21 protein-coding genes are annotated in these 24,667 nt (G+C 43.9%); 4 read left to right on the top strand and 17 right to left on the bottom strand.

Annotated elements, in window-relative coordinates:
• Nucleotides 1-443: 443 nt before the first annotated feature.
• The 9 genes from MKY24_RS12530 to MKY24_RS12490 all read right to left on the bottom strand — a co-directional run bounded on the left by MKY24_RS12530 (nucleotide 444) and on the right by MKY24_RS12490 (nucleotide 11,428).
• Nucleotides 444-1,229 (bottom strand): S-layer homology domain-containing protein, encoded by a 786-nt coding sequence (locus tag MKY24_RS12530; RefSeq protein ID WP_053325434.1) that lies wholly within the window; start codon nucleotides 1,227-1,229, stop codon nucleotides 444-446.
• A 432-nt stretch (nucleotides 1,230-1,661) separates the two neighbouring features.
• The gene (locus tag MKY24_RS12525; protein WP_053325433.1) at nucleotides 1,662-2,372 is read right to left on the bottom strand and encodes a methyltransferase domain-containing protein; all 711 of its coding nucleotides are present in this window, start codon (nucleotides 2,370-2,372) and stop codon (nucleotides 1,662-1,664) included.
• Nucleotides 2,369-2,896, bottom strand: a complete 528-nt coding sequence (locus MKY24_RS12520; protein ID WP_053325432.1) for a GNAT family protein — start codon at nucleotides 2,894-2,896, stop codon at nucleotides 2,369-2,371. Before MKY24_RS12520 ends, MKY24_RS12525 begins: the two co-directional genes overlap by 4 nt.
• A gap of 526 nt (nucleotides 2,897-3,422) precedes the next feature.
• Nucleotides 3,423-3,725: a putative quinol monooxygenase gene (locus MKY24_RS12515; protein ID WP_023988590.1), complete on the bottom strand. Its 303-nt coding sequence runs from the start codon at nucleotides 3,723-3,725 to the stop codon at nucleotides 3,423-3,425.
• Between the two features lie 93 nt (nucleotides 3,726-3,818).
• Entirely contained in the window at nucleotides 3,819-4,613 is a 795-nt protein-coding gene (locus tag MKY24_RS12510; RefSeq protein ID WP_068938430.1) for an SDR family oxidoreductase, read from the bottom strand.
• Nucleotides 4,614-4,771: 158 nt separating this feature from the next.
• A complete protein-coding gene (locus MKY24_RS12505; protein ID WP_053325430.1) occupies nucleotides 4,772-5,800 on the bottom strand; it encodes an AraC family transcriptional regulator in 1,029 nt (342 codons plus the stop codon).
• A 265-nt stretch (nucleotides 5,801-6,065) separates the two neighbouring features.
• On the bottom strand, nucleotides 6,066-8,861 hold the full coding sequence (locus MKY24_RS12500; RefSeq protein WP_339202142.1) for an alpha-amylase family glycosyl hydrolase: 2,796 nt from the start codon (nucleotides 8,859-8,861) through the stop codon (nucleotides 6,066-6,068).
• A gap of 476 nt (nucleotides 8,862-9,337) precedes the next feature.
• On the bottom strand, nucleotides 9,338-10,402 hold the full coding sequence (locus MKY24_RS12495) for a Gfo/Idh/MocA family oxidoreductase (protein ID WP_023988587.1): 1,065 nt from the start codon (nucleotides 10,400-10,402) through the stop codon (nucleotides 9,338-9,340).
• Between the two features lie 117 nt (nucleotides 10,403-10,519).
• The gene (locus MKY24_RS12490) at nucleotides 10,520-11,428 is read right to left on the bottom strand and encodes an AraC family transcriptional regulator (RefSeq protein ID WP_076295910.1); all 909 of its coding nucleotides are present in this window, start codon (nucleotides 11,426-11,428) and stop codon (nucleotides 10,520-10,522) included.
• Nucleotides 11,429-11,919: 491 nt separating this feature from the next.
• On the opposite strand from MKY24_RS12490, the gene MKY24_RS12485 reads away from it, so the two are divergent.
• The 4 genes from MKY24_RS12485 (at nucleotide 11,920) to MKY24_RS12470 (ending at nucleotide 16,380) form a co-directional block, all read left to right on the top strand.
• A complete protein-coding gene (locus MKY24_RS12485) occupies nucleotides 11,920-13,128 on the top strand; it encodes an MFS transporter (RefSeq protein ID WP_028541303.1) in 1,209 nt (402 codons plus the stop codon).
• A gap of 114 nt (nucleotides 13,129-13,242) precedes the next feature.
• Nucleotides 13,243-14,484, top strand: coding sequence for an aspartate aminotransferase family protein (locus tag MKY24_RS12480; RefSeq protein WP_023988584.1), 1,242 nt, complete (start codon nucleotides 13,243-13,245; stop codon nucleotides 14,482-14,484).
• Between the two features lie 33 nt (nucleotides 14,485-14,517).
• Nucleotides 14,518-15,567: a 2-amino-2-deoxy-D-mannitol dehydrogenase GutB1 gene (gutB1, locus tag MKY24_RS12475; RefSeq protein ID WP_028541304.1), complete on the top strand. Its 1,050-nt coding sequence runs from the start codon at nucleotides 14,518-14,520 to the stop codon at nucleotides 15,565-15,567.
• 30 nt (nucleotides 15,568-15,597) lie between these two features.
• Nucleotides 15,598-16,380, top strand: a complete 783-nt coding sequence (locus tag MKY24_RS12470) for an HAD family phosphatase (protein ID WP_049828399.1) — start codon at nucleotides 15,598-15,600, stop codon at nucleotides 16,378-16,380.
• Between the two features lie 333 nt (nucleotides 16,381-16,713).
• Here MKY24_RS12470 and MKY24_RS12465 read toward each other — a convergent pair whose 3' ends face one another.
• The 8 genes from MKY24_RS12465 to MKY24_RS12430 all read right to left on the bottom strand — a co-directional run bounded on the left by MKY24_RS12465 (nucleotide 16,714) and on the right by MKY24_RS12430 (nucleotide 24,587).
• Nucleotides 16,714-18,315, bottom strand: a complete 1,602-nt coding sequence (locus MKY24_RS12465) for an alpha-amylase family glycosyl hydrolase (RefSeq protein ID WP_028541305.1) — start codon at nucleotides 18,313-18,315, stop codon at nucleotides 16,714-16,716.
• A 240-nt stretch (nucleotides 18,316-18,555) separates the two neighbouring features.
• Entirely contained in the window at nucleotides 18,556-18,714 is a 159-nt protein-coding gene (locus MKY24_RS12460) for a sigma factor-like helix-turn-helix DNA-binding protein (RefSeq protein WP_338533703.1), read from the bottom strand.
• A 140-nt stretch (nucleotides 18,715-18,854) separates the two neighbouring features.
• Complete coding sequence (locus MKY24_RS12455) at nucleotides 18,855-19,031, bottom strand: sigma factor (RefSeq protein WP_338533574.1); 177 nt, start codon at nucleotides 19,029-19,031, stop codon at nucleotides 18,855-18,857.
• A gap of 40 nt (nucleotides 19,032-19,071) precedes the next feature.
• Nucleotides 19,072-19,965: a polysaccharide deacetylase family protein gene (locus tag MKY24_RS12450; protein ID WP_028541306.1), complete on the bottom strand. Its 894-nt coding sequence runs from the start codon at nucleotides 19,963-19,965 to the stop codon at nucleotides 19,072-19,074.
• 68 nt (nucleotides 19,966-20,033) lie between these two features.
• Nucleotides 20,034-21,248, bottom strand: a complete 1,215-nt coding sequence (locus MKY24_RS12445) for an ABC transporter permease (protein WP_028541307.1) — start codon at nucleotides 21,246-21,248, stop codon at nucleotides 20,034-20,036.
• The gene (locus MKY24_RS12440; RefSeq protein WP_025723380.1) at nucleotides 21,245-21,982 is read right to left on the bottom strand and encodes an ABC transporter ATP-binding protein; all 738 of its coding nucleotides are present in this window, start codon (nucleotides 21,980-21,982) and stop codon (nucleotides 21,245-21,247) included. Before MKY24_RS12440 ends, MKY24_RS12445 begins: the two co-directional genes overlap by 4 nt.
• A complete protein-coding gene (locus MKY24_RS12435; protein ID WP_339202137.1) occupies nucleotides 21,979-23,448 on the bottom strand; it encodes an efflux RND transporter periplasmic adaptor subunit in 1,470 nt (489 codons plus the stop codon). The genes MKY24_RS12440 and MKY24_RS12435 overlap by 4 nt, the downstream gene beginning before the upstream one ends.
• Nucleotides 23,449-23,483: 35 nt before the next feature.
• Nucleotides 23,484-24,587 carry a TolC family protein gene (locus tag MKY24_RS12430; RefSeq protein ID WP_023988575.1) on the bottom strand — a complete coding sequence of 368 codons (1,104 nt, stop codon included), beginning with the start codon at nucleotides 24,585-24,587 and terminating at the stop codon, nucleotides 23,484-23,486.
• Nucleotides 24,588-24,667: the final 80 nt, after the last annotated feature.

The raw sequence follows: 24,667 nt of genomic DNA, 5'->3' as shown, positions 1-24,667 counted from the left end.
GTGTAAGTAGACTTGGAAGTGTAAAAAAATGGAGTGTGCTGGAAGTTCAGAGTTGATACTTAGAAACTTCAGCATCATAGATGAGTGTAAGACATAGGTTAAGGCTATTAATTTATTATAAACATTAAAATGAATTAAAGTACAGTGATATATACTACATATATTTTATAAACCAAAAGAATATCCTCTTTTGTTTAAAAAAAGGAATTGTTTTCAGCTTTTTAATGAATTTACATGAAAATTTCGTATTCTAAACTATTGACTGGCATCTATCGTTAAAACAAAAAAAGCCGCCAATTTGGCGACTTATTATACATAGTTGTTGTCCTTCGACAGTAATCGACGGTTAGGCGTCGTCATAGATACGTAACTAATTAAGTAGCGAACTCCAAAGCGATTTATCTCCTTATGCAGTTTCCTTAATAGCTACAATGTGCAAGCGGCTAGTGTCGATCCTCCACTGACTTCGTTGTGGCTTCGTTCAAACGCTGTAAAATGGTAACAGCTTCAGCCCGTGTAACTAGTGCTTTGGGGCGAAGGTATCCTTCATTAGCGGTAAGGACCCCCATCTTGGTTAGGGTGTAGAATGCTTCTGCCTTTTGATCCTGGGAATCGCCATCATAGGAGTACTCTTCTCCAGTCTTGTCGATGTACAGCACCGGATAGTAGGCCGAGAAATTGTCATTGTAATTGGCCTGACGAACTTTCATATCCTTGTACTGCGCAGCTGCGGAAATCACTTCCTCAATCTCAGGATGAAGCGTCTGATTGGTATAATCCGTCCGAAGAGAGGCAATCATCATCACATCCCAGCGGGTCAATGGTTTGTCAGGCTTGACATAGAATTGATAGTTTGGATATTTCCCCCCAACACTTTCAGCATACGGCCAAACATAGTCCCCGTTGAATATTGCTGCAAAATCTTTATTCGCCCAGTGTTTACGCGCATCCACAAAGTCGGAAGATTTGCCGGAAGAATGATCGATTTCTGGAAAAAGCTTATGAAACATATGTACAAATTCCGCTTTCGTTATGGTTTTGCTTGGCTTGAAGGTCCCATCTGCATAGCCCTTGACAACGCCCTTGTCGACCATGGAACGAATCGATTCGGCAGCCCATTCATATTTTGTTCCTTCCACATCTGAAAACGTGTTTGCCGCGAATGCAGATTGACCGAAAAACAGTGTCGTCGCAACCAACGGGGTGATAAGCCATTTCTTTTTCAACATCTCTTCACACTTCCTTTAGGTAAAATTTATGTATAAAATAGTTCTCTAGACTCAATTTTATATCGGCATTTCAAAAGAAAATGATGATATTAGAGAGAAAAAAAGTACTGTTAAACAGTATTTTGGAATATCGACAATCAGTGTTTGAAAAATGCCATGGATACAAGTTCTAAAGCTTCTTCATATTCGGGTAGCCCGTCGGGAATTGAGAAAGCTTGTGGAGGCCTTCATGGGCCGATTTCTCCTGTATTACTCTTCCGACCTAAGCCTGTAAGTTCGACCCTGGCATCGATTAACCACTTCATGTAATCTGCCCACTAGTTAAAAAAACAGCCGAGCGCTCGGCTGTTTTTGGTAGAGTTGAACTATCGTTCTCAGTTACTTTAGTGAATTTCAGCCCATAGGACTGGGAACTTTTGTCCCCGGATATCGCTATTTCTTAGTAGCAATAAGCGAGATTAGATTCATATACTTCCCGTCATCTGCATTCAGCAATGCATTATTAGCACGTGCATAATCGTTGTTACACTGAAGCCATTCATACCAAGCTTTCGAGAAGCATCTCATTTCTCTTACCGATTCAACGTAAACATTTGGCGACTGTTCCCATAATTTCCGCCACCAATCGCATGTATGCCACTGATTATCAACCTCACTAAGTGACAAGAACGGCTGCAGTTCCACGGGTATAACCCCATCAAACTCCATCTTTACCCCTGGCATTGCTATAGCCAATTTACCTCCTTCTTTAACTAGCGGCGCAAGATGGTCATCTAAGTACTGCTCATTCGCTCCAAAATATTGATACGCATCTACGCTTATAACTGCATCAAAGTATTGTTCCGCAAAAGGCAAGTGGCAGGCATCTGCATGTATGGGGATAATTTGGCTTTCCAAACCAAACTCTCTGAATCTTCTATAGTTTTCAGTTGCACTAATCCATAAATCGACAGCAAACACGGTTATGCCAAACTTTTGCGCCAGATAGATAGAAGTAAGTCCGGTCCCACAGCCCAAATCCAGCACTCGCATTCCTTTCTGCAAAGTCAAATTTTTCGATAGCTCCTCAAGCATGATAATCGAACTAGGCCCCATTAAATTTGCTCTTATGAAATCTACGTCATCTAGATCTCGACGGATCATTTCTGCTGACCCCCTCCTACTTTCTTCATTTCATATTTCCAATAAAGCAATTCTTCATCTTTGTGATCAATTTGAAATCCTAACTTCAATAACAAATTCTTAGAGCTGATATTGTCAGGTACGCATCTTGCCGTTACGATTTGGACCTCTTCATGATTTAAGGACCACTCTATTAATTTTTGAGCGGCTTCATAGCAATAGCCTTTGCGGCGATGGCTTTCATTCGTTGCAAAACCGATCTCAATCATACCGTTCTGATCAGGATCTCCTAAAAAACCAATCCCTCCAACAATTTCTTGGGTATCCTTCTCCACAATGATCCAAGAGTCAAAACCTCTAGTGCCATTATTTTTTATCAAAAGTTCTCGAAAATAAGGTAAAGCTTCAAAGAAATCAGGACCCGGCCATTCATCACTGGTTTTATAACCCAAAGCTTCAATAGCACCTATATCACGTCGGGCTGCTGCTTCGATTAAATTAAGATCAAGTGTTTTTAATATGAGCCGATTCGTTTGAAGTTTCATGTATTGTCCACCTTTCTATTTACTTAGATTGAATCTTTCATTCAAGAAGTCTGGATGTATTTGACCAAATTGGAGTAATTCCCTTCTATCCCCCTTTGCTAAAAATTAGAAAAGGGCAGGAATGAACATACGTCATTCCTACCCTCATATCACCTGCTATTTGAGCCATAAAAAAAATCCGCGCTGAACCAGCACGGATTGGACTCATTATAACAGGTATCCCTAAGGATCTGGTAATATCCGTTGTTCTTAACTAATTCCGAAGCTTTCAAATCCCACCCGTAATACAAAAATTGGGCAGACGAATAGTAGGTGCATGAAAACCTCTTTTTATGGAATTGGATTAGTAAAGAACAGCTCCAGACAAAAAAATCTCTCCTTAGTGAATTACCCTTATTATACCAGGGCCAATTTTATCTGCCAACCTTTCACATGTTACAAAAGCGTTTCATTAGGACTATCCTGCTGGTTAGCTTAAAAGCAACCGAGTATCGGCTGCTGTGGTAGCAGCAATTGCATCATGACCCTACAGGCCTTTTCCCCCTATAGCACGCAGTTTAATGGGCTCCGCTCCGATAATCAACGGTCGGCCGCGTTGTATCGACGCCAGTACCTCTTCGTTCTTAAGACTGGCTGCATGGGCATCTGCATCTTTCCACAGTTCGGTCACATACACCGCATTCGGGTCGTCGTCTGACACATTGACTATATACAAATAGCAGTCATTATTCGACTTCAACAGATCGGCCGCTTCTAGCAAGATGTCTGCAAGAGCATCCCTTTGCCCTGGACGTGCCGTCAACTTTCCATACATAGCAAAATGGTTCATGATCCTCATCCTACCCTCGAGTAATGTTTGACTTCATCTTATCATAATGTTCCGCAATGTCAGCGCTAATTTCAGCAAGCTTCTCCACAAGCGCTAAAAAATAGTCGGTACCATTCCCCCATCCATACGGATTGGAGAACCTTTAAATGCAGATGCATAAGGACTACATACAAATGTAGCTAGTCTACCTATTTCAATAGGCTTGATAAATCGCTGTATTTCAGATTGAGGCAGGTTGGTAACCATAAAATCCTTCTCTTTTTCTAAAAAAGTCATATCTTCATGAGGATACATACTCTCAATGATTTGGTGCACATTCTCCGAGAGTGTTGGTCCTGGCATGATCGTATTGACTGTAACTTCTGTTCCTATTGTTAATTTAGATAAGCTTTTTGACAATGATAACAACATAGATTTTGTCATACAATACTGAGGCATTTGTCCTGAAGGCATAATTGCTTCTTCACTCGCAATAAAAATAATGCGGCCATAATCATTTTTCAACATTTTAGGTAAATAAAATTTTGATAATCCATTTGCAGCAAGAACGTTAGTGCGGAAGTATTTTTCCCATACTTCATCGTCTACGTCCTCATATTGCATAATTTCATAAATACCCGTATTGTTAACTAAAATATCAATATTGGGGTATTTTTCGAATAAAGCATCTCTTTGTCCAATATCCACAATATCGGCTGTGGCATTTTGAGGAGAGGTAGCTGGGAAATCTGACTTAATTTCATTTACAGTTCGTTCTACCTCTTCATAATTTCGTCCATTAATTAGTACATTAACACCTTCTTTGGCTAGTTCAATGGCAATTGCTTTACCTATACCTTTCGTTGATCCTGTAACTAAAGCTGTTTTATGGTTTAATCCCATATCCATAATACACTTCTCCTTTTTAAAACAGTCTTGTGCTCCGGATAGTGATTATATTATCTTGTCTGGATTGTCCAGTAACTAGTATAATGCGCCAAAGTTCTTGTTTAACACGCCAAATGACAAAACTCATTAGGAATTGAATCAATGAATAGTCGGCAGTCCTAGCGTGCTCCTGATATCGAGTTTGTACCTAGATGTTCAGTCCGCCAATTTGAAGGTGTATCACCCTCCCATAGGCGGAAGGCGCGGTAAAACGAGTTCTGGTCTTCATATCCAATCAAGAATGCCACCTCTTTAATATCAAGCGAGGGGTCTACCAAGTACTTTCGTGCCTGCTCATGTCTAGCTTGTGTCAACAGAAGCTTGAAGCTCGTGTTTTCGTCAGTAAGCCGGCGCTGCAAGGTACGATCGCTCATACCGAGCTCCTTCGCCACAGCCTGAATGTCGGGGCGCCCTCCTGTAAGGCTACGTTTCATGATCCATTTGACCATCTCGGTAATTGAGCGGTTGCGCTGCTGTTCATCCAACGATCGGTCCAGAACAGGAGTCAGGATTTCCAGCAACTCTTCGTTGTACGAGACAAAGGGGCGGTCCAGATCTCTTCGATGCAGCGTCAATCGGTTACGTTTTGCACCAATCCGGATACGACAGCCGAAGTAAGCTTCAAGCGCCTGTACATCGCCCATGGAGTGCGAAAATTCAACAAGCTGCGCGGTCAAAGGTTGACCTGTGCCCCGGCGTCCAATCTCCAGAAGACAAGCCAGCGTGATACCAACCAGCATCGGCGGACCAGATTGCTCGGGAGACAGCCATTCCAGATCAATTGTGCAGTGCTCGCCCTCCTCAGTGATATGTAGGCTTTCAGGGGGACACAGTTGTTTGTACCGAGCCATTCGGTTTAGAGCGTCGCGGTAGTCCCGAGCGTGGTAAGTCGCTAAGACGGTCGGTGGGTACTTCGCTGTATCAAAGACGGTCGCAAGCTTGATGATTCCTTGGGCAGTGTCACCAATGAGATCAGAATATGCCTGCCAGATCGCGAAATATTGGGCGGTGGTGACTACTGGTTCAGTAACAATGGTGATCGGCAATCGTGCTTTGCGAGCGACGTCGTGAGCGCCAAACCCTAATTGACATAATCCTGCCCACAATCCTGGCGGGATATTAATACGGTCAGAGGTATGAGACTTCATACATATGGGCCTCCTTTATATACTTACATATTCATTAGTTTTGGTTGCAATGGGGTCCCTCTTAAGTACACATAAGAATACTCTTAAGTACGTTAAGGTGTCTACATTAACGTAATAAGCTGCGGCAAATGTTACATCTTCTTGGTATCTGTGCTACTTTAACACCAAAAAAACACACCCATATGTTTATGAGTGTGTTTTTAAAACCTCAAACCACCGACACTCCTAGGAATGTCATTCCCTCCATGCTTCTTATATTTAAAAATTAAGGCTTCAAGAAAGGCCCGTTTTCACCGATCTTACCAGGAGCAGGATTACCCGGGAGATCAAGTACATATACCCTTAAGTTTCCTTTGCCCGAAACTGCCAGATTGAGCGTCCCATTCGTGACCTCTTTGACGTCTCCGGTAATAGCATCTTTATAAGTGCCGTTAGGAATATTCCGAAAAACAGCTGATTCACTAACAGTAACTAAAGCATAACTGTCTATGCCTTTTGATGAATCCGTATAACGTCGCTTGTACGCCATTTGTCCGCTTACATCCTTTGTAGAATACTGTCCTTTCTGCAAGGCAGGAATACTTCTTCGAATTTGATTCAGTCGCTGAATGTGCTTTACAAGTGGGTGCTGCAGGGTTTGAGCAACCGAACCTGAAGCAGAAGCTACCTGTCCGAAATCGGAGGCTACTACTGTACCTTCAATATGATCTCCATAGTAAGCACGTCCTGTGGTTGCTAATGGACACGTTGGACCACAGTCGATTGGCTTGCCTGCCTGAAATTCGATTTCTGAGCCGTAATACAATGTTGGAATTCCACGGAAAGTCCACATTAAACTCATATTCTCAGCCCATGCAGCCGTGCCCCCCGTATACCGGGTCGATGATTTGTTAGGTCCATAATCATGGCTATCTACATACACTACGTTATAGGTCGCATCGTTATAAGTGTCATCCGAATCCTTGCCATTCCAAAATGCGTTATTCGCATCACTAAAATTCATATGCATCCTCATATCAATTACATTCATCCCGGAGGATTGCGAATGGTCCGGTTCATGATACAAATTCCCTTTGAGGAATGCATTATCGGATAAAGGCTGATTGGCTGTACCAAGATTATTTTCGTGTTGATATTGTTCCAACGCAGCTACTTCATCATTGGTGCTATACTCTTTGCGTTCCTTCCAAGTGAAGAATTGAGTCGAATGATTCACAGAACCTCGGTTCCATTTATCGTTAACGAAAGCACCTACTTCACCGAACATATAGAAATTACGTCCTTTTTCACCAAACTTCTCAATCGCCCGCTCCTGCGCTGCAGGAAGAAAATGACGGTTCCAGGTAACGCGTGGAATGTGCACAGCGGTGTCTATCCTAAACCCGTCTACACCCATATCTATAAATCGATTGTACGCTTCAATTAAATAATCTTGGACAGGCTTCGACTCTGTATTAAAGTCAGCCAGATCCTCATGCAGCCAACAACTCCGTGAATCTTCCCCTTCCCAATTGCCGATCCAGCAACTGTGATAGTACTGTGAAGGAAACATGCCAGAGGTGGGGTTGGGCCATTGGCAATTGTAGGTTTTTGAGTTCATTGGGATTCCCCAATTCCGGCAGGTGTTGCCCTCCGGTTCCTTCGTTGACCATAGGTCACCGTTATACGGCTTGCCTGCGTCATTCTGCTGAAGGCCATCGTACTCGATTCCTTCTTGAGATTCGTCATAGTACCAGGTCCACTGATTATCTCGAATACCGAATACTTTTGGCGTGAATAGACCTTTTGCACCCCAGCGGCTAGAGTGATTGTACACAACATCCTGTATAATTTTAATATCTTTGTCGTGTGCAGCATTAATCAAATCCTGGTATGTTGCACCTGGTGACTCTAACCTGGGATCCACTCGAAAAAAATCGTAACCATGATAGCCGTGAAAGTCATAGTCAGATCGATTCAATACAACCGGTGTAATCCAAATCGCTGAGAAGCCAAGAGCCTTGATATAATCCAGTTTATTGATTAACCCTTGAAAATCGCCCCTAAACATTGGATCACTGTTGGCTGCATTGCCGCTTGAAACATGATTCGCACCACCTCGGTTGTTCGAAGGGTCCCCATCATAGAATCTGGCAGTCATCACAAAGTAAATTGAATCTTCACGCATATCTGTTCCGATCGGACTTCCCTTTGAAGCAGGAGGTGATGAAGTTCCTGTTGTTGCACTTACCTCAATACTACTTTCCGATTTGTTGGCTGGTTCTGCTTTATCGTATGCCTTAACTGTATACGTATATGTCGTTTTCGCTTCCAATAATGAATCTTGGAAGGTAGTACGGGGCGTCGTATAGACCTTTTTGCCTTTAGTTCCTCCTGTGCGAGTGATCTCATACCCGCCGATTCCACTTCCACCAACATTATCAACAGAAGGATCCCATTCTAATTGGATTCGTAGTCCATCAGCATTGGCTGTCAATCCTTGAGGTATAGAAGGTGCTTCTAAATCAATAACTGGAGGGTTACACGGATTCTTAGCTCCTGTTGTTGTGACGATGCCGTCTTTGATAGTACTTAAACCAGCAGCTAAATGATAATCAGCGCCTTTATTATTATCCCAGACAGAGCCGTTGTTAAATGCTGCTTTCATCGATGTTTTGGAGCCAAGATCAATAGTTTTTTTGGCCCAATCCAAGCAAGCGTTTTCATTCATGCTGATACCCGGCGGGGATGTCCAGGATGAACCATCGGGAGCATAGTGGATATTTACATCGCTCCAGCCACGGCTTTTCTTAAAATAGTAAACTATCGCTTGGTTGTCTGGAAGGGCTGTAAAATCAAGGTTCTTCGGCAGATTGGCATATGTTGCATCGGAGATATTTTGCTTGATGAGAGAACCGTTGCGATAGAGATCATAATCTGATACTCTACTACCATTAGAGATGTTTTCGGAGGCTTTCCATGAAAGTTTTACTGATGTACTTGTAACGTTTTTAGGCGATTCATCAGCATTGATCGGCGTAACAACACTTACTGATGTTAATACAAGTATCCCCGTGATCATGAGTAAAAATAAGCGTTTCCAAGATCTTCGTTTATAACTCCTCATTCTCTACGTCCCTTCATCTATATTCTTCTGGTCGCACAGTACAATAAACGATCTCTCCCTTCCTCTTTCTCATACAAATGATTATGCTAGCACTTTCATGGATTATTTTATGTTTTTATGGAAGAATTTAGAGTGGAATATGTTGATTTATAAGGAGGAAATAGCGGATTTTATGTAAAAACATCTTTTTCTTTTTACGTGTAAATTAAACCTATTCGAAATCTCAGCAACTTAAAAATGATCAAGCAATAGAATTCGGTTGTGGAGCGATACCCGCTTGTGTTTTATGGTGGGCAAAATTATTTTGCTCACCATTTCAAAGGTTTCTGATTACTTAAATGCATCCCAAAATTTCATTAAATAAATCTGTTTGGTTCTCTCCAGGCTCCTATATATATCTCTTATGACGGATCGAAAATAAAGCAGCAGATCTAAATAGTTCTTCGAATCACGCTTTTGGTTGCCCCCGCCTCAAAAATCGTCTCAATCAGCACCAATACACGGTGTACTTCTTCGCTTTTGATTGCAATCTCCGCTTTTCCTTCGATGGTGGAGACAAAATTTTCATAAAAGCTTTCTGCAGCAGCAGGTATTTTCTCAATCGGGAACTTAAGGGTGGATTCCTCAGATGGCGGCGCCATCGTTTTCGTCAATCCTTGACCTGCTTGAATCGGCTTGGGTTCCACGTGAGCGACATCTGGATTTCGGGTGACGATCTCTCCGCTCAAATCCCAATCCCTAATCACTGCGGTTCCTTCGGTTCCTTTAATATACCAGCGCGGCAGCTTTACGTAATTGGTTGTACCCACTTCAATGACTGCTTTCAGGCCGTCCTTGAACTCAATAAAGCTGGTAAAGCCGTCATCCACTTCAGTCCCCAAAATATAGCTTAGGGTAGCAGCTACGCTTTCTATTTTGCTGTCCGTAATCTGAAGCAGCTGGTCCAATAGATGTACTCCCCAATCCAGCAGCATTCCTCCTCCATACGCCTTTAGTTGCCGCCAGTCACCTGGAATCCCATTAGCCCCCTGAACTCGCGATTCCAGCTGGAAAAGCTCGCCTACGGTCTTATTGCCAATTATATCTTTTATAATTCGGAAGTCTTCATCCCATCGACGGTTTTGATGTACCGTAAACACACGATTTTCTTTCTTCGCCACCTCAACAATATCCAAGAAATCCGCGCTCGTTATCGTAACTGGTTTTTCGCAAATGACATGTTTTCCAGCTTGTAGCGCCTGGATCGCGATTTCCTTATGAACATCATTAGGTGTTGCTATCAAAACAATATCCACGGCCTGATCTGCCAGAACAGCATCCAGGCTAGCGTAGGTTTTATAGCCAGCAGCCGCAGCCAGTTCCATTCGGTAATCGACAATATCATATACACCGCCAACGGCAAGTTGCTGATTAGATTCGATCAATTGAACATGGTAGCTTCCCATGCCTCCATAACCGATAATGACTACATTGTATATACGATTGCCCATTTTCATCTTCCTCCACTTCTGATTTAAGCCTACCGCATATCAAGCGGTTGCTCATAGATCCATAAATTTCAATGTCCTCGTAACTCTCCCTTCACTTCGTCGGATAGCTCTATCATACAAATCTCATGAAAAGCTTTCCTCCTCATTTCTTGCTGTATTATTCCCGAATATTGTCCTGCGGTATTTCAATGGTGATGTTCCTGTCGCTTCCTTAAAGAGATGATGAAACGTCTTTACACTACTGAATCCTGCTGCCTCTGCGACCTCAGTGATCGGATTGTTTTCATTCAACAAAATCCATTTTGCCTTATTCAGTCTGTAATCATTCAAAAATGCTACAAAGGTCATCCCCGTATTCTTCTTAAACAGTCTGGCGAAATAATAGGGACTGAAACCCATATAATCAGCGACATTCTTCAGCGAGATGGTTTCATGATAATGGCATTCCACATACTCAAAAATACGTTCCAGTTTATAAAGGGTGTCCTTTGATTGTGTTAAGGTTCTTTCAGAGATTTCAGGAAGCCTTGGCGTCATGCTTCTCGGCACTTCACGCATAATAAGAGTCAACATCTCAAACAGCTTGGCTTTGATCATATAAGCATGACCTTCGTGGTGGTTGACGTTCTCATCATAAATGCTTTGAATCAGAGGAAGCATTTTAGCTGCTGTTTCTTCTGGCCAGTTCCAGCTTGATTGCTCCATCTCCGTAAATATATATCTAAGAGGGCGTTTCTGATCACTTAATGTGGAAACCTCTTGAAAAAAGCTCAGATCAAATTGAATAACCACCCGTTCGCTGTCGGGAGAAGCCAAAAAATAATGAACATCACCCCCATTTATAAACTGAACTTCACCTTTTTTCATCCGTATCGAAATATCGTTAATTCCCAGATCCAAGGTTCCCTGAGTCACATAAATAATTTCAATTTCTTTATGCCAATGAGGATAGCAAAGCACGTCACCTTTATTAATAAAGCTCCGGAAAGGAAAATGTCGGTCAAGCTCCGGGATTTCCAAATAAAAATTCATTTTGGTAGACTCCTTTTGTTGTAAAGTTCAAAAAAGCCGTACACATGACTATTGATAATTATGCTGCACTGCATTCCTTCTTCTCCTCTTCATTTTTCTCCTTCTCAACTTTCGAATAAAATTCCCTCTCCCTTTTGAATTGTAAGCGTTTAACATTCTTTTTCCTACCCTATCAATCATAGTTGTATTAAGTAAAACCACTGTTAGGTATCCTTACTAACCTAATTTTGCAAACACAAAGTTATGCCTCAATTATGAGCGGTTTGGCGCCCGAAAACAATTTGGGCTGATCTTATTTCTCCCTTCCGCTTGCAGTTTCTTCAGATAACCAAGTTTCGCCTTAACTAGATTAAGCAAATACGTGTAAAATTGTCGAACGATTATTTTTACATTTTTTATATAAAGAGATATATACATTTCCAATAAAAAGGTATAATCTAGTAAAGCAACAGAATCCATATAAAAAATATAGACTTATGGAGGGACGGACCTTGAAGAGACTATTCGCTTTAAGTTGTGCTTTCTATCTGCTAATCGGCATTACTAGTGTGGTGCTTGGAGCATTACTGCCGGTTCTACTGCCTTACTATGGACGGGGGTACAGCGATGGCGGATTATTGTTGTTCCTTCAGTTTTTCGGATTTCTTGTCGGCGTTCTGTTCTCCCCCTTCATGGCTCTACACATCGGTCGCAAGTCTATGCTGTCCATTGCTCTGGTTAGTATCGTGGCAGGGTATGCCTTCTTGGGTGTACTCCCCTCATGGACCTGGGTTATCGTGATGACCATCTGGGTTGGCTTCGGCTCAGGCATCATTGAGTCGTCCATCGGAGCGTTCACGATTGAGTTCACCGAAGAGCAGAAAGCCGTAGCCATGTCCAAGCTGGATGTCTATTTTGCACTTGGTGCACTGCTCATTCCCGCAGTGGTAAGCCTGTATATCTGGCTTGGAATGTGGTATCTGACCTTCTACACCATCTCCCTTCTGACGTTTATTCTGGGACTGTTCTGGATTACCATGCCTGCTTCCTCCTCTTCCCACCTTATCCAAGCAGATCTCCAAACCTCTGAGCGATCGGTCGAACAAGCCCGGTACTCGGTACAGCACCGTGTGTTACTGGGAATATTCATTGTATTCTTCTTTGTTTACATGGGGCTTGAACTGGGGCTCATGAACTTCCTGCCCTCTATTCTGATCGAGACCCTGCAGATTCGGGAATCCGTAGCCTCGTTGGGTGTTAGCATACTCTGGATTGCGATGATCATCGGCCGCATGTTCTCAGGGAAGATTGCTGAGTCAGCAGGATATATTCCTTTCCTGCTGTGGAGCGGAATCGGAACTTTCTGCTTTCTGGTTGCAATGGCGTTTGTATCCAGTCAGTGGGCTACATACCTTCTGATTTTTGGTGCAGGGTTATTCATGTCCGGTCTCTTCTGTATTGCCCTCGTCTATGCGAACCTGCTGATTCCGGGAATGACCGAGAGAACGACCAGCATTCTGATTGCGTCAGGCGGAATTGGCGGAGCAGTTCTTCAATATGTAACAGGCTGGAGCATGAGCGAATGGTCGGTGACGACTACCCTTTGGATTTTGGCGGCTTTCAGCCTAATTTTACTGCTGGCAGTCATTCTCTCGCATCTGTGGAATGGCAGGAGCAGACGGGTAGTTGACTCCCTTGTCCATCAGGGCAAGGAAGGATGAGATTCTTTATTCTTGAGGGAGGTGAGGCCCGCCGCGTTATGTTGTAGCAGGGCAGTACAATTTTTAAAGAATGTACTTAATGAGAATGTATATTCTGATATGGAGGGAAACATCGTGCATACCTTAACCAAAGAACGCTTCAGATACGGAAAAGGCATTACTCTGATTGACGATTCCGGTAAGGAATATTTGGATGGCGTGTCTGGCACCTTCAATCTATCGCTCGGTTATAATCACCCTCATGTCGTCACCAAGGTACAGGAACAAGTCGCCAATCTTGCCCACATGTCCTCATCCTTTACCGAGCCTTACGTCGAGGAAGTCCTGGATCATCTGATCCAGTATACGCCGAACGGCATCGACGCGGGATGGATGAGAGATATTACCGGCTCCACGGCGAACGAATGCGCTGTGAAGCTAGCCCAGAAATATACAGGAGCGCTCGATATAATCAGCCTGTATTTATCCCATCATGGGCAGACCCAGTTCGCAACAGGCATATCCGGCAACGCCTTCCGGCGGAGGAAATTTCCCAACTCGGCTGCAGCAAATTCCCTGCATGTACCTGCTCCCTACTGCTATCGCTGCCCGTTTAATTCTTCGCCTGACAAGTGTGGTTATCAATGCGTCGAAGCCATATCGGATGCCATTGAGTATGCAAGCTCAGGCTCTGTGGCCTGCATGATTATTGAACCCATCTTGGGCAACGGAGGCAATATCATCCCACCTGCAGGATATTTTAAGCGGCTCCGTCAGCTGTGCAACGAGTATGGGCTGATCCTGATCGCTGATGAGGTGCAGACCGGGATTGGGCGGACAGGCTACATGTTCGCAAGTGAGTTGTTAGATATCCAGCCAGATATCATTACTCTCGCCAAGGGTCTCGGCGGCATTGGTGTACCGGTAGCAGCGGTATTAATGCAGTCTCGGCTTAATGTCCTGGAGAAGCACGAGCACTCCTTCACCTCAGGCAGCAATCTAATCTCGGTTACGGCAGCCAAAGCCACGCTGGAGGTTGTATCTGAGCCCGGTTTTCTGGAAGCCGTTCGGTCCAAAGGAAGCCTGCTCGGAACCCTGCTGACGGAGATGGCCGACAAGCACGATTGCATCATCGGTGAGGCTCGCGGCGTCGGATTGATGTGGGGACTGGAAATTGTCGACGAGGATAATGCCCCAGATGCAGTTAAGAGCAATGCGATTATCGACCGCGCTTTTGCCGAACAGCAGCTAATTCTCAGAGGCTCCCGTTACGGTTATGGCAATGTGGTCAAAGTGAGACCTTCCCTCACGGCTACGGAAGATGAGATTGTCGAAATTGTTAAGCGGCTTGACACTGTTCTGACCACCCTACACTAACCATCTGCCTAACAGGCAAAAGGAGGACTATTTATGCTTGCACTGGTATACAAATCAGCTTGGGATGTCGCACTTGAGGAAAGACCTGTCCCGGAGATTAAAAAAGATAACGATGTACTCGTCCGGATCCGGGCGACAGGCGTATGCGGTACGGATTTAGGCATCATCAGTGGCAAATATCATGCCGTGCCGTCCACGATCTTGGGCCACGAATCAGCGGGGGATGTGATCGCTGTAGGATCAGCCGTCAGTTCACTGCAGCCTGGGGACCGTGTGGTGATTGATCCAACATATTACTGCGGTCAATGCGAAATGTGCCGGACAGGAAGACAGAATCATTGCACACATAAAGCCGTAACAGAGACCGGAGTCAGCGCCGACGGTACGTTCACCGATTATTATGTGACTGAGGACCGTTTTTTGTACAAGCTGAAGGATCATATCAGCTACGAAGAAGCGACGCTGACCGAACCGCTGAGCTGTATGCTAACCGGGATCAACCAGATTAACCTGCTGCCGAACTTCACAACCGTTATTCTAGGCGCAGGTCCGATCGGGATTCTGTACAGCTATGCTCTTGCTTCGAAAGGTGTAACTGGTTGCCTCGTTGACATCTCGGAGGAGCGGCTCGCCATAGCGGATTCCATTGCCCCTGAGCGATGGTCCGCGCACGCCACACTGGAGTCGGCCATTCATGAGCTAGCTCCGTTAAAGAATCAGGTGGACATGATTGTGGATACCACAGGAGTGGTCGGCACTGAGGTATTAAGCCAGCTTGCGAGCGGCGGGTATTTGATGCTGGTGGGGCTGAGAGATGGGATAAGCTCGTTTAATCCGAAAGAGGTCGTTGACCGTAGCCTTAAAATCATCGGCTCGATTGATTCTCTGGGCACGTTCTCCACGGCGCATTACCTGATTGAGCAGCAGATCATTCCCGCCAAAAAAATCATAACCCACTCGTATCCGCTTGATGACTACCATGAAGCCTTTAAGACACTTGGATGCAATATCAGCGAACGGACACTTCAGCCTTCGTCTCAGGCGATCAAGATTGTGCTGCAATCGAATGGCTCGGGCAACTAAATTTAGCTACTAACAAGGGGGAGAATGGACATGACGAGCATTCATCATGTTACACCGACGAATCATGAATGCACAGGAGACCCATCAGCGTCCGTTCCAGTCAAAGCGGTCATCTTCGACATGGACGGGGTGTTGGTAGACAGCGAACCGATTTATTTTGAAGTTGAACGCAGCTCCTTTGCCCATTTCGGTGCGTCCATGACGGAAGAAGAGCACCATACCTATGTTGGAGTGACACTCGAATCTATGTGGCGTCAGGTACTGGACAGACATCAGCTCACCAATACGGTGGAAGAGGCCCTGACCTATCACCGAAAAAATGTGATGCAGACGATGATTGCACACGAGGGCCTTGTGGCGATCGACGGACTGGAACGGTGGCTGGACTGGCTGCAAGAGAAAGGGATTCCGGTCGCGGTAGCCTCTTCCTCTCCACGAGCGCTAATTGATCTCATTATGGAAAAGACAGGACTTGGCCGTTACTTCGACATTCGAATCACCGGTGAAGAGGTATTGCAGGGTAAGCCGGCACCGGACATTTTCTTATACGCCGCCGAACAGCTAGGCATTGCACCGGCCCATTGCATCGTTATTGAGGATTCACAGAACGGTGTCCAGGCAGCCAAAAGCGCAGGAATGCACTGCATCGGCTTCCACAACCCCGGCTCCGGCCGGCAGGATCTGTCCAGAGCCGATCGCTGGATTCTCAGCTATGACGACCTGTGGGCGATCAAAGAGAATCTGCCGTTTGATGAGCAGTTGCTTGCTAAGAGCAAGAGCCGAAATGTACCGGAAGGCATACCCCCTTTATAATCATATGGAATCGTCCAATCTTTACTATGATTGAGGGTATTAAATAATGCCCCTTGGAATATACACTGGAGAATGCATTTATCCTTCCCTGTGTGTACTCTAAGGGGCGTGCTTTACATCGAAGTGGTCTAGTTGAAACGAGTAATTTTCCCGGTTCAACACACAATCGTCGTAAAAACTGTCTTTTTGACATTTAACTGATCTCCTGACGGTTTTAAATCCTCTATTCGTATGCAGCAAAACTTATATAGAAAAATGGGGTGCTGTTAACACCCCAAACTGGATTCATCGATATATATCCTGCTTCATCTGAACAGTAATTTTGCCGTATATTCAGCTCTTTCTGTCTTCTTCGGTAATTAGAGAACTGTAAGCCGGAATTGTAACTGTTCCTTTCTTCACCTTTACATTCTTTGAGGTGGAGAAGACCACTTTCCATTTACCCTTATCGAAATCTTTCATCTGCAGGGTAACCGGCTCTCCAGACAGGTTATGATATACATATAGTGTTTCTTTGCCTGAAGTACGTTTAAATGCGGTCACGCTGGCAGAACCTGCTTGTATAGGTTGCAGACTGTCGCTGCGTAAAGCTTCATGTTCTTCCCTCAGACGGATGAGTGTGCGATAGCTTTCCAGCAGGGAATCATCGTCCCTCAGCTGCGCTTCCACTGATACCTCGCCTGTGTTGTATTTGGGTTTCTCCCACGTCGTTTGACCAGGGCCATCTCCCTTGTACCAGCGCATAGGCTCACGAAGATACTCATCAGGCTTCTCTCCCTTCATACCGATTTCTTCCCCATAATAGAGGAACGGCTGACCCGGAAGCGTCAAAAGAATGGAAGCAGCCAGCTTGGCTTTTCGCACATCTCCGCCCACTTCGCTCATGACACGGGTCTGGTCATGGTTGCTCAGGAACGGAGCATCGAGTGCCGCCTTATTATACGATTTGTACAGTTGCAGCGTTTTCTCGGCGAATGCCGCGATACCCTGATCTCGGCCGTTTTTCACGGAGTTCAAAATCGTTCCACCGAGGTCAAAATTAAACAGGGAATGGAGCGGTCCGTAATAAGGAGCTATGGTCTCCGGTTTGTCCCATACCTCTCCTGCCAGATATACATTTGGATTTACCTTCTCCATCTCGGAACGGAATTCATTCCACCATGCGATGTTCTTATCCGCACCATCCTTCGTCTGTCCTCTAAAAATATGCATCGCCGCGTCAAGCCGGAACCCGTCTGCACCCTGCTGCAGCCAATACTTGCCGACTTTGATCATTTCTTTGCGGACTTCGGGATTGTCAAAGTTCAGATCCGGCATGCCCGACCAGAATGTACTGTAGAAATACCCTTCGCCATTCGGGTTCTTATGCCATACCTGCTGACCCCACGAGCCCTTTTCTTCCAGATCTGTGTTCTCATCCGCCCATACGTAATAGTCGTGGTATTTGCTTTGTGGGTTGGCACTGGCCTCCTTAAACCATGGGTGCTCGCTGCTCGAATGATTGATAACAAGGTCCATGATCACCTTGACGCCCTTTCGGTCCGCTTCTTTCATCAAGGTGCGGAAATCATTTAGACTCCCATACTGCGGGTCCACCTGATAGTAATCAGTTACATCATATTTATGGTAGCTTGGAGATGGATTAAGGGGCATAAGCCAGAGGCCGCTGACCTGCAAATCCTTACCCGAATGGGGTTTGCCATCGTTTAAGTAATCAAGTTTTTGTGTGATTCCTTTCAAATCACCGTGTCCGTCTCCATTCGAATCATAAAAAGAATTGATATAAATTTCATAAAATACGCCGCTTCCAGTAGAAACCGGAGGCTTATGTCCGTTCATTTCCTGCTCTGCCATTGCACCTGAAGCGAACATCGTGAGCATAGGCACCGTTAACATGGCGGTGGACAATCTTCTTAAGCGTTTGTTACGTGTCAAAACAAATCAGCTCCTTTGATTGTTATGGGTGCGTTTTCATTATAAATAGAAACAATCCAAAAAAAGGGGATATTTATTATCTATTATGGTGGAAAATATCGATCTTATTGCTTTATCTCTGTATCGAACGAAAGAGGAGCAGACTCTATGTCTACTCCTCTTTCGGAAATTATTCTTTTTCTTAGATTTAGTACTTTCGATTTGCTGAATAAAAGATTGTCTGCTGTCGTCCAAATCAGTTCAGGAAATATATCTTAATTTAATGCGTTTTGAAGCTCTGTGCAGCGAAGACTTTACTGAATTTTCACTCTTGTTTAAGATTCTAGCCGTTTCTTTTATGGAGTATCCTCGGACTAAACGCAATTCAAGTACCGTCCTTTGCTCGGTATTACTTGCCATCAAAAGAATTCGATTGACCTCCTCCTGAATTTCAAAATCGAGGATATCCCAGTGATAATAAAGCAGTTCCTTGCGTAAGTTGTATTCATCCATCTTTTTTCGTTTTCTGATTAAATCTATAGCTAAATTTTTGGCAATTCTCAAAAGTAAAACCGAATACGATCTTGAGGCAAGTCAGGTGAAGCTCTTATAAACCGAATAAAGCACTCATGCAACAAATCTTCGGCATCCTGTTTGTTATGCAATATCCTTAATAGATAGCCAAAGAGATCTGATTTGCAAGATAAATATTGATCCTCCACATCTTTAATATCCATATTACTGCTTGTCCCTTCTGTTTTGATTGGAATCGGTAAGTCACTTTATAGTCTTAAATTCATATCCCTGCTTTTTTAAATATGTTATGATTTCAGGCAAGGCTTTGGCAGTTTCTTCTTTCCCATAAGTGTCATGCATGAGTACAACTGCTTTTTCTCTAGTCCCCATGTTCCTTATGAATTCGCGAATTAATTGTTCAGCATTCTTAGGTGCACCTTCTGCATCTTTAGGTAACACATTCCAGTCAATCTGATGGTAATCCTTATCATGTAGAGCTTTGTCCAGCACTTCCATACCATTGGGATCATTTCTCTGCCATGTCATATGGCCACCTGGAAAACGAATTACTCTTGTGGAGAAATTCTGCCCCAATATTTGCTTTAAAACTTGATTTGTTTTTTCAATATCCTTCATAAAAATGCTCGAATTCACAGTTTGATTAGGATATAAATAACTGTAGTCATGTGAGTAGGTATGATTTCCGATAGCATGTCCTTCTTTAACTACTCTTTTTGTTATTTTTTTAGCCACTTCATTTTCTTCTACTGCCTTTCCTACCACAAAAAACGTTGCTTTCACATTTTCTTCTTTAAGAACATCCAATATCTTAGGCGTTACGGTGACCGATGGGCCATCATCAAAAGATAAATAGACTACTTTTTTACCGTCTATCCCCTCAGGCCGATGTCCTTGCATTTGCTGATTCAAGTATTTTTCAACAAATGCTGCATCTTCAACACCCGAAACATTTTTTAGAGGTGATTCGCTCCCTTTGGATTCGTTATTTAATACCGGCTGTTGTTTACTACTAAAGATATCAAAGAGTTTTAAAATAATTAGAACAATACAAATGATAATAATAAACAGTAGTCTTCTTCTATTTCTCTTCATCCGATGAGCTCTGGTTCTATTATGCGTATAGCTTTTTTCCATTAGTATATGTTCCTCCAAAAATCTAGAAGCTGTTTACGTTTCATTTTGCGACCATGTGCCAATTGAAATTATTCGTATCTCAATGCATCTATAGGCTTTAAACTTGCTGCTTTATAAGCCGGGTATACTCCAAATAGGATGCCTGTGCCCGCAGAGCTAAGAAACGAATATATAATAGGCGAGATCGTAAATTCAATGGTCATATGTGTCGTTGCTTCGATTATTTTGGACGCTCCTATGCCTGTTACAACCCCGATTGTACCTCCTAACAGACCAAAGATGACCGCTTCAGATAGAAATTGAATCATAATATCTCTCGGCTTGGCACCAATGGCTTTCCGAATACCGATTTCTCTTGTACGCTCTATAACCGAAACCATCATAATATTCATAATTCCGATTCCCCCTACCACGAGCGATATCGCGGCTACACCACCCAGTAAGCTGGTCATGATATTATCTACACCGGAAGCTGCACCTGCTGCCTCTGACTGACTCATAATTTGAAATTGATCCGGTTCCGAGGGTTTTAGCTGATGCGTCACACGCAAGCTTTCCAATATGTCTAGACGAGCCTGATCCATCAAAGCTGGTGACTTGGCAGACACGTCCAATCCCGTAATGTTTTTCTCACCCAGACGGTTCATCATGGTTGTAGCAGGGATGTAAATTTGTTCATTAGTACTATAGCTTAAGTTCGTAACTGGCTGAGTATTCAATACTCCGATCACCTTGAAAGGAATCTGTTTAATTTGAAACGTTCGTCCCAATACATTTTGGGTATCTCCACCAAAAAGACGTTGAACCGCTTGGCTTTCAAGAATGGCGACATTCATGCGTTTATCCATCTCATCGTTGGTAAATGTTCTGCCCTCAGCAAAGGAAAACTTTTTGACCTTATAGAATGAAGTGGAAGTCCCTACAATAGTAGCGTTATAGTTATATCGCCCCCACGCAGCTTTTGAATTGCTCGATATATTTGGCATCAATGCATCTATAGAATTCTTTTGTTCCAACGCCTCGACATCAGCCCAAGTAAACGAGGGCGTGTTGTCCAAATCTATTTCACCATCGACCATTGTCATAGCTGGAGCAACCATCAATACGTTATTCCCTAATTTATTAATTTCTGCTTTTATGCGGGCTGTAGAGCCGTTTCCGATCGCCATAATGGCAATAACCGCTGCCACCCCGATAATAATACCGAGAATCGTTAAAAAGGAGCGCAGCTTATTGGTCGTTAAACTATTAATTGATACACGGATCGTTTCCATCAAATTCATAGGCTCGCCATCCTTGATGAAATTCTTCTATTGGTAATGCTTTCATCACGCTCAATATCTCCATCCCGAAAGCTGATCAACCGCTTGGCATATTCAGCGATTTCCAGCTCATGAGTAACCAAGACGATGGTTTTCCCCTGCTCATTCAAACCCTGAAATAGCTCCATAATCTCGACGCTCGTCTTCGTATCCAGTGCCCCCGTTGGCTCATCCGCCAGCAGAATAACAGGATTATTCACCAACGCACGCGCAATAGAGACACGTTGCTGCTGACCGCCAGAAAGCTCGTTAGGTTTGTTGTACATCCGTTCTGCAAGGCCTACACTTCGAAGCGCCTCCACGGCTCGTTCCCGGCGTTCCTTGGCAGGTATACCTGCATACATCATAGGTAGCTCTACATTTGCTAATGCTGTAGTTCGGGAAAGTAGATAGAATTTTTGAAACACAAAACCCAGTTTCTGATTTCGAATCTCGGAAAGCTCGTTCTCACGAGCATCCAATATGGAATACCCATCCAGATAATACTTCCCGGTATCAGGATGATCGAGGCAACCAATGACATTCATCATGGTGGACTTACCCGAACCAGAGGGACCCATTATGGCAACAAACTCACCTTCGCTAATAGATAAATTCACACCACGTAGAGCCTGAATCTCCTGTCCGCCTACCTCATATATTTTTTTTAATGCTTTAATTTCAATAACGTTTTTATTTAATTGGACTTCGTTCATTGTGCCTGACCCCCATCAGGGTCCTGGCCCTCTTGACTGCCATTCGAACCAGCACCGTCCTGAGGCGGAATAATAATGGTCTCGCCTTCCTTAACACCGGACTTGATTTCGGCCTGATCCGCTGTATAAACACCCAGCTTCACAGGTCTGAATTCATAATCTGCAGGGTTTGCTGGGTTCTTCGCTACATATACTCCGTCCACTCCACCTTCGGATCTCAATGCAAACAATGGAACGGACAGCGCGTCTTTACGTTCAGCCAAGAGGAGTGATACATCCATGTTCATCCCCGGTTGCAGCCTTATTTTTTGGCTATCCAAAGACAATTCAATTTTGTATGTAGTCACATTCGATTCCGTCACCGGCTCTGGAGAAACGAAGCGTACTTCGCCTTTAAATTGTTTGTCCGGGAATGAATTCGAGTGCATTGTAGCCTGAAGTCCGGTCTTCAATTTAGCAATATCACTTTCGTTAACCTTGGCAAGAACCTTCATAACGCCTGTATTGGAGTTATTCATTACAATAAAAGGTGCAGTAGGACTAGTACCCACATCGCCGTTGACCTTCAAAATGATCCCGTCCCACGGTGCCGTAACCTGTAATTTGCTCAGGACACTTTTCTTCTGCTCTAATGCCGTTTCAGCCTGCTGTAAAGAAGCCTGTGCAGATTGGATGTTGGAAGCTTCAGGCGGGGACTGTGCAGCCTTTAATTGTATTAAAGCTGTTTTAAAGCCCATTTCTGCCTCCTCAATTGCCTCAGTCTGTTTGGTCTGTGCCTTCTTGTACTGCAGCTCCGCATTGCTCATATCCAGTTTTGCCTTATCCAGATTTTGCTTGGCTGTCGCCAGGTCACTTTCTGCTGCCGCATCATTCTGAACCAGATAAGCCTGGTCATCATAATCCTTCTGGGCCTTATCCAAAGTCACCTTGACTGCCACCTTTTGTGCAGCGGCTTCCTCTAACTCCATATCGTTCTTGGCTGTTTTAATCGCCATTTGTGCCTTTAAGACATTGGTTTTCTGGAGCTCGATATCATTGGTTTTGGGTCCGCGCTTGGCTTCCTCCAGCTTGGCCCTTGCAATCGCGACATTGGATTCGGCATCCTTAATTTGCAGCCTGGCATCCGAATCATCTAATCGTGCTAGAACCTGACCTGCTTTGACACTATCTCCTGCTTTGATATTGACAGCGATGAGCTTGGCACCCTCGACATTTGTAAAATTAATATTTACTTCCTTGGAAGCCTGAACGGTCCCAGTCACTTTAAGCGAATCCGTCATGTTTGTTTTCTGTACCTGTACAATCTGGTTCGCAGGACTCTCCACGGGCTTTTCCTGCCCCTTTTTCATATAAACAAAACTTCCAATTCCCGCTATAATGATCAAGACAAGAATACCTATAATCCCTTTCAATCTTTTTTTCCTTCTTAACACTTGCAATGCATCTTTCTTTTCTGTTTCCGACAATGTTATATCCCCTTAAAATGTATTTTTTCTAAACCCTATACGCTCCACGGTTTGTTTAAAGCATGTTGCAGCAGCGTTATTTGAACAATTAGTTCATCCTTATTCCGTTCAATTTGCTTCACTTTTAACTGATTCGTGGCTACCTCCGTACCTGTAGCAAATCCTCGTTCCTTTTTTTTACGAGATATATCTAATACTTTATTGGCGTTCTGTAGATTACTTTGCATTTGTTCGTATTGTTCATAACTCTGCTGTAAGTTAAAGTACATATTCTTCAGTGTTTCTGCTAATTGATCCTTGGTATTTTCCAATCCGCCTTCCGCTGAGTCTACATCAATCTGTTTAATTTCATAATCGTCAGTTCCCGAGTTCCACGTGTAATATTTAATTTCCATCTTTGCCAGCTTGACTGCCTCCTCCTGTCTCCATACCGAAGGACTCGCCGAGATGGCACGCGTCACAAGCGTATCTAAATTCGTGTTATCCATCTTCCGGTAAACAGGTCGATCCACCAGTTCATACACCGTACCTTGAGGTTGGCCCATTTGTGTATTTAGTGAATCGATTGCTTTTCGCAGCGCTGCTTTTGCAATCTCCACATTCTTTTGTGCTTCTATACGAGTCTGAATAATCGTACTTTGATCACCTGGAGAAATTTTCCCGCGTTTGGCTTTCGCCTCAGCAGCTTTTTCTTCCAGTAGTGCGAGCGAAAGTGCATCCTCACTGCTCTTCACTTTGTTATCAGCCAGAAGTACATCATAATAGTTTTTCATTGTAATGTAGTCTGTCTGATCTTGGGCAAGCTCGATTTGCTTCTTGGATTCCAGATAAGAAACCGTCGATGAGGCATACCCTTTCCAAGCTGAACTACTAGCCGCATCCTCTTCACCGTTGCCTGCACCTGCTGGGATGAAATCCAAATTCTTACCTGCATTTTTTAGGTTAATCCGGTTACGATCTATCGCTTGCTGAGCCTCCTTCAAGCTAAAGCTATTAGATCGTGCCCATTGCTGTGCTTGACTCAGTGTTATTTTCACACTTGCATTGGAAACCTGCTGCTGCTCTGCATGAACAAAGGACTCTGAAAAAGAACTGGCCGATAAGGCCAACAACAATAAAATGAACATACGTTTTTTCATAGAACCCCCCTCTTTCTAAGTTTCATCAAGTATAATAAATGCGTTGTTATATGAATTTTAATTCTTCCTCTTCATTACAA

Source organism: Paenibacillus sp. FSL P2-0322 (genome assembly GCF_037975315.1).
Lineage (GTDB): Bacteria > Bacillota > Bacilli > Paenibacillales > Paenibacillaceae > Paenibacillus > Paenibacillus polymyxa_B.
This window is presented reverse-complemented; position numbering and strand designations above follow the sequence as displayed.

Bases quoted from the DNA above. Each gene is read 5' to 3' on its own strand.
- MKY24_RS12525 (WP_053325433.1), bottom strand. From the start codon at position 2,372: ATGATCCGTCGAGATCTAGATGACGTAGATTTCATAAGAGCAAATTTA.
- MKY24_RS12510 (WP_068938430.1), bottom strand. From the start codon at position 4,613: ATGGATATGGGATTAAACCATAAAACAGCTTTAGTTACAGGATCAACG.
- MKY24_RS12455 (WP_338533574.1), bottom strand. From the start codon at position 19,031: ATGGATATTAAAGATGTGGAGGATCAATATTTATCTTGCAAATCAGAT.
- MKY24_RS12440 (WP_025723380.1), bottom strand. From the start codon at position 21,982: ATGAACGAAGTCCAATTAAATAAAAACGTTATTGAAATTAAAGCATTA.
- MKY24_RS12450 (WP_028541306.1), bottom strand. From the start codon at position 19,965: ATGGAAAAAAGCTATACGCATAATAGAACCAGAGCTCATCGGATGAAG.
- MKY24_RS12445 (WP_028541307.1), bottom strand. From the start codon at position 21,248: ATGAATTTGATGGAAACGATCCGTGTATCAATTAATAGTTTAACGACC.
- MKY24_RS12490 (WP_076295910.1), bottom strand. From the start codon at position 11,428: ATGAATTTTTATTTGGAAATCCCGGAGCTTGACCGACATTTTCCTTTC.
- MKY24_RS12520 (WP_053325432.1), bottom strand. From the start codon at position 2,896: ATGAAACTTCAAACGAATCGGCTCATATTAAAAACACTTGATCTTAAT.
- MKY24_RS12460 (WP_338533703.1), bottom strand. From the start codon at position 18,714: ATGGCAAGTAATACCGAGCAAAGGACGGTACTTGAATTGCGTTTAGTC.
- MKY24_RS12470 (WP_049828399.1), top strand. From the start codon at position 15,598: ATGACGAGCATTCATCATGTTACACCGACGAATCATGAATGCACAGGA.
- MKY24_RS12495 (WP_023988587.1), bottom strand. From the start codon at position 10,402: ATGAAAATGGGCAATCGTATATACAATGTAGTCATTATCGGTTATGGA.
- gutB1 (WP_028541304.1), top strand. From the start codon at position 14,518: ATGCTTGCACTGGTATACAAATCAGCTTGGGATGTCGCACTTGAGGAA.
- MKY24_RS12430 (WP_023988575.1), bottom strand. From the start codon at position 24,587: ATGAAAAAACGTATGTTCATTTTATTGTTGTTGGCCTTATCGGCCAGT.
- MKY24_RS12500 (WP_339202142.1), bottom strand. From the start codon at position 8,861: ATGATCACGGGGATACTTGTATTAACATCAGTAAGTGTTGTTACGCCG.
- MKY24_RS12505 (WP_053325430.1), bottom strand. From the start codon at position 5,800: ATGAAGTCTCATACCTCTGACCGTATTAATATCCCGCCAGGATTGTGG.
- MKY24_RS12530 (WP_053325434.1), bottom strand. From the start codon at position 1,229: ATGTTGAAAAAGAAATGGCTTATCACCCCGTTGGTTGCGACGACACTG.
- MKY24_RS12515 (WP_023988590.1), bottom strand. From the start codon at position 3,725: ATGAACCATTTTGCTATGTATGGAAAGTTGACGGCACGTCCAGGGCAA.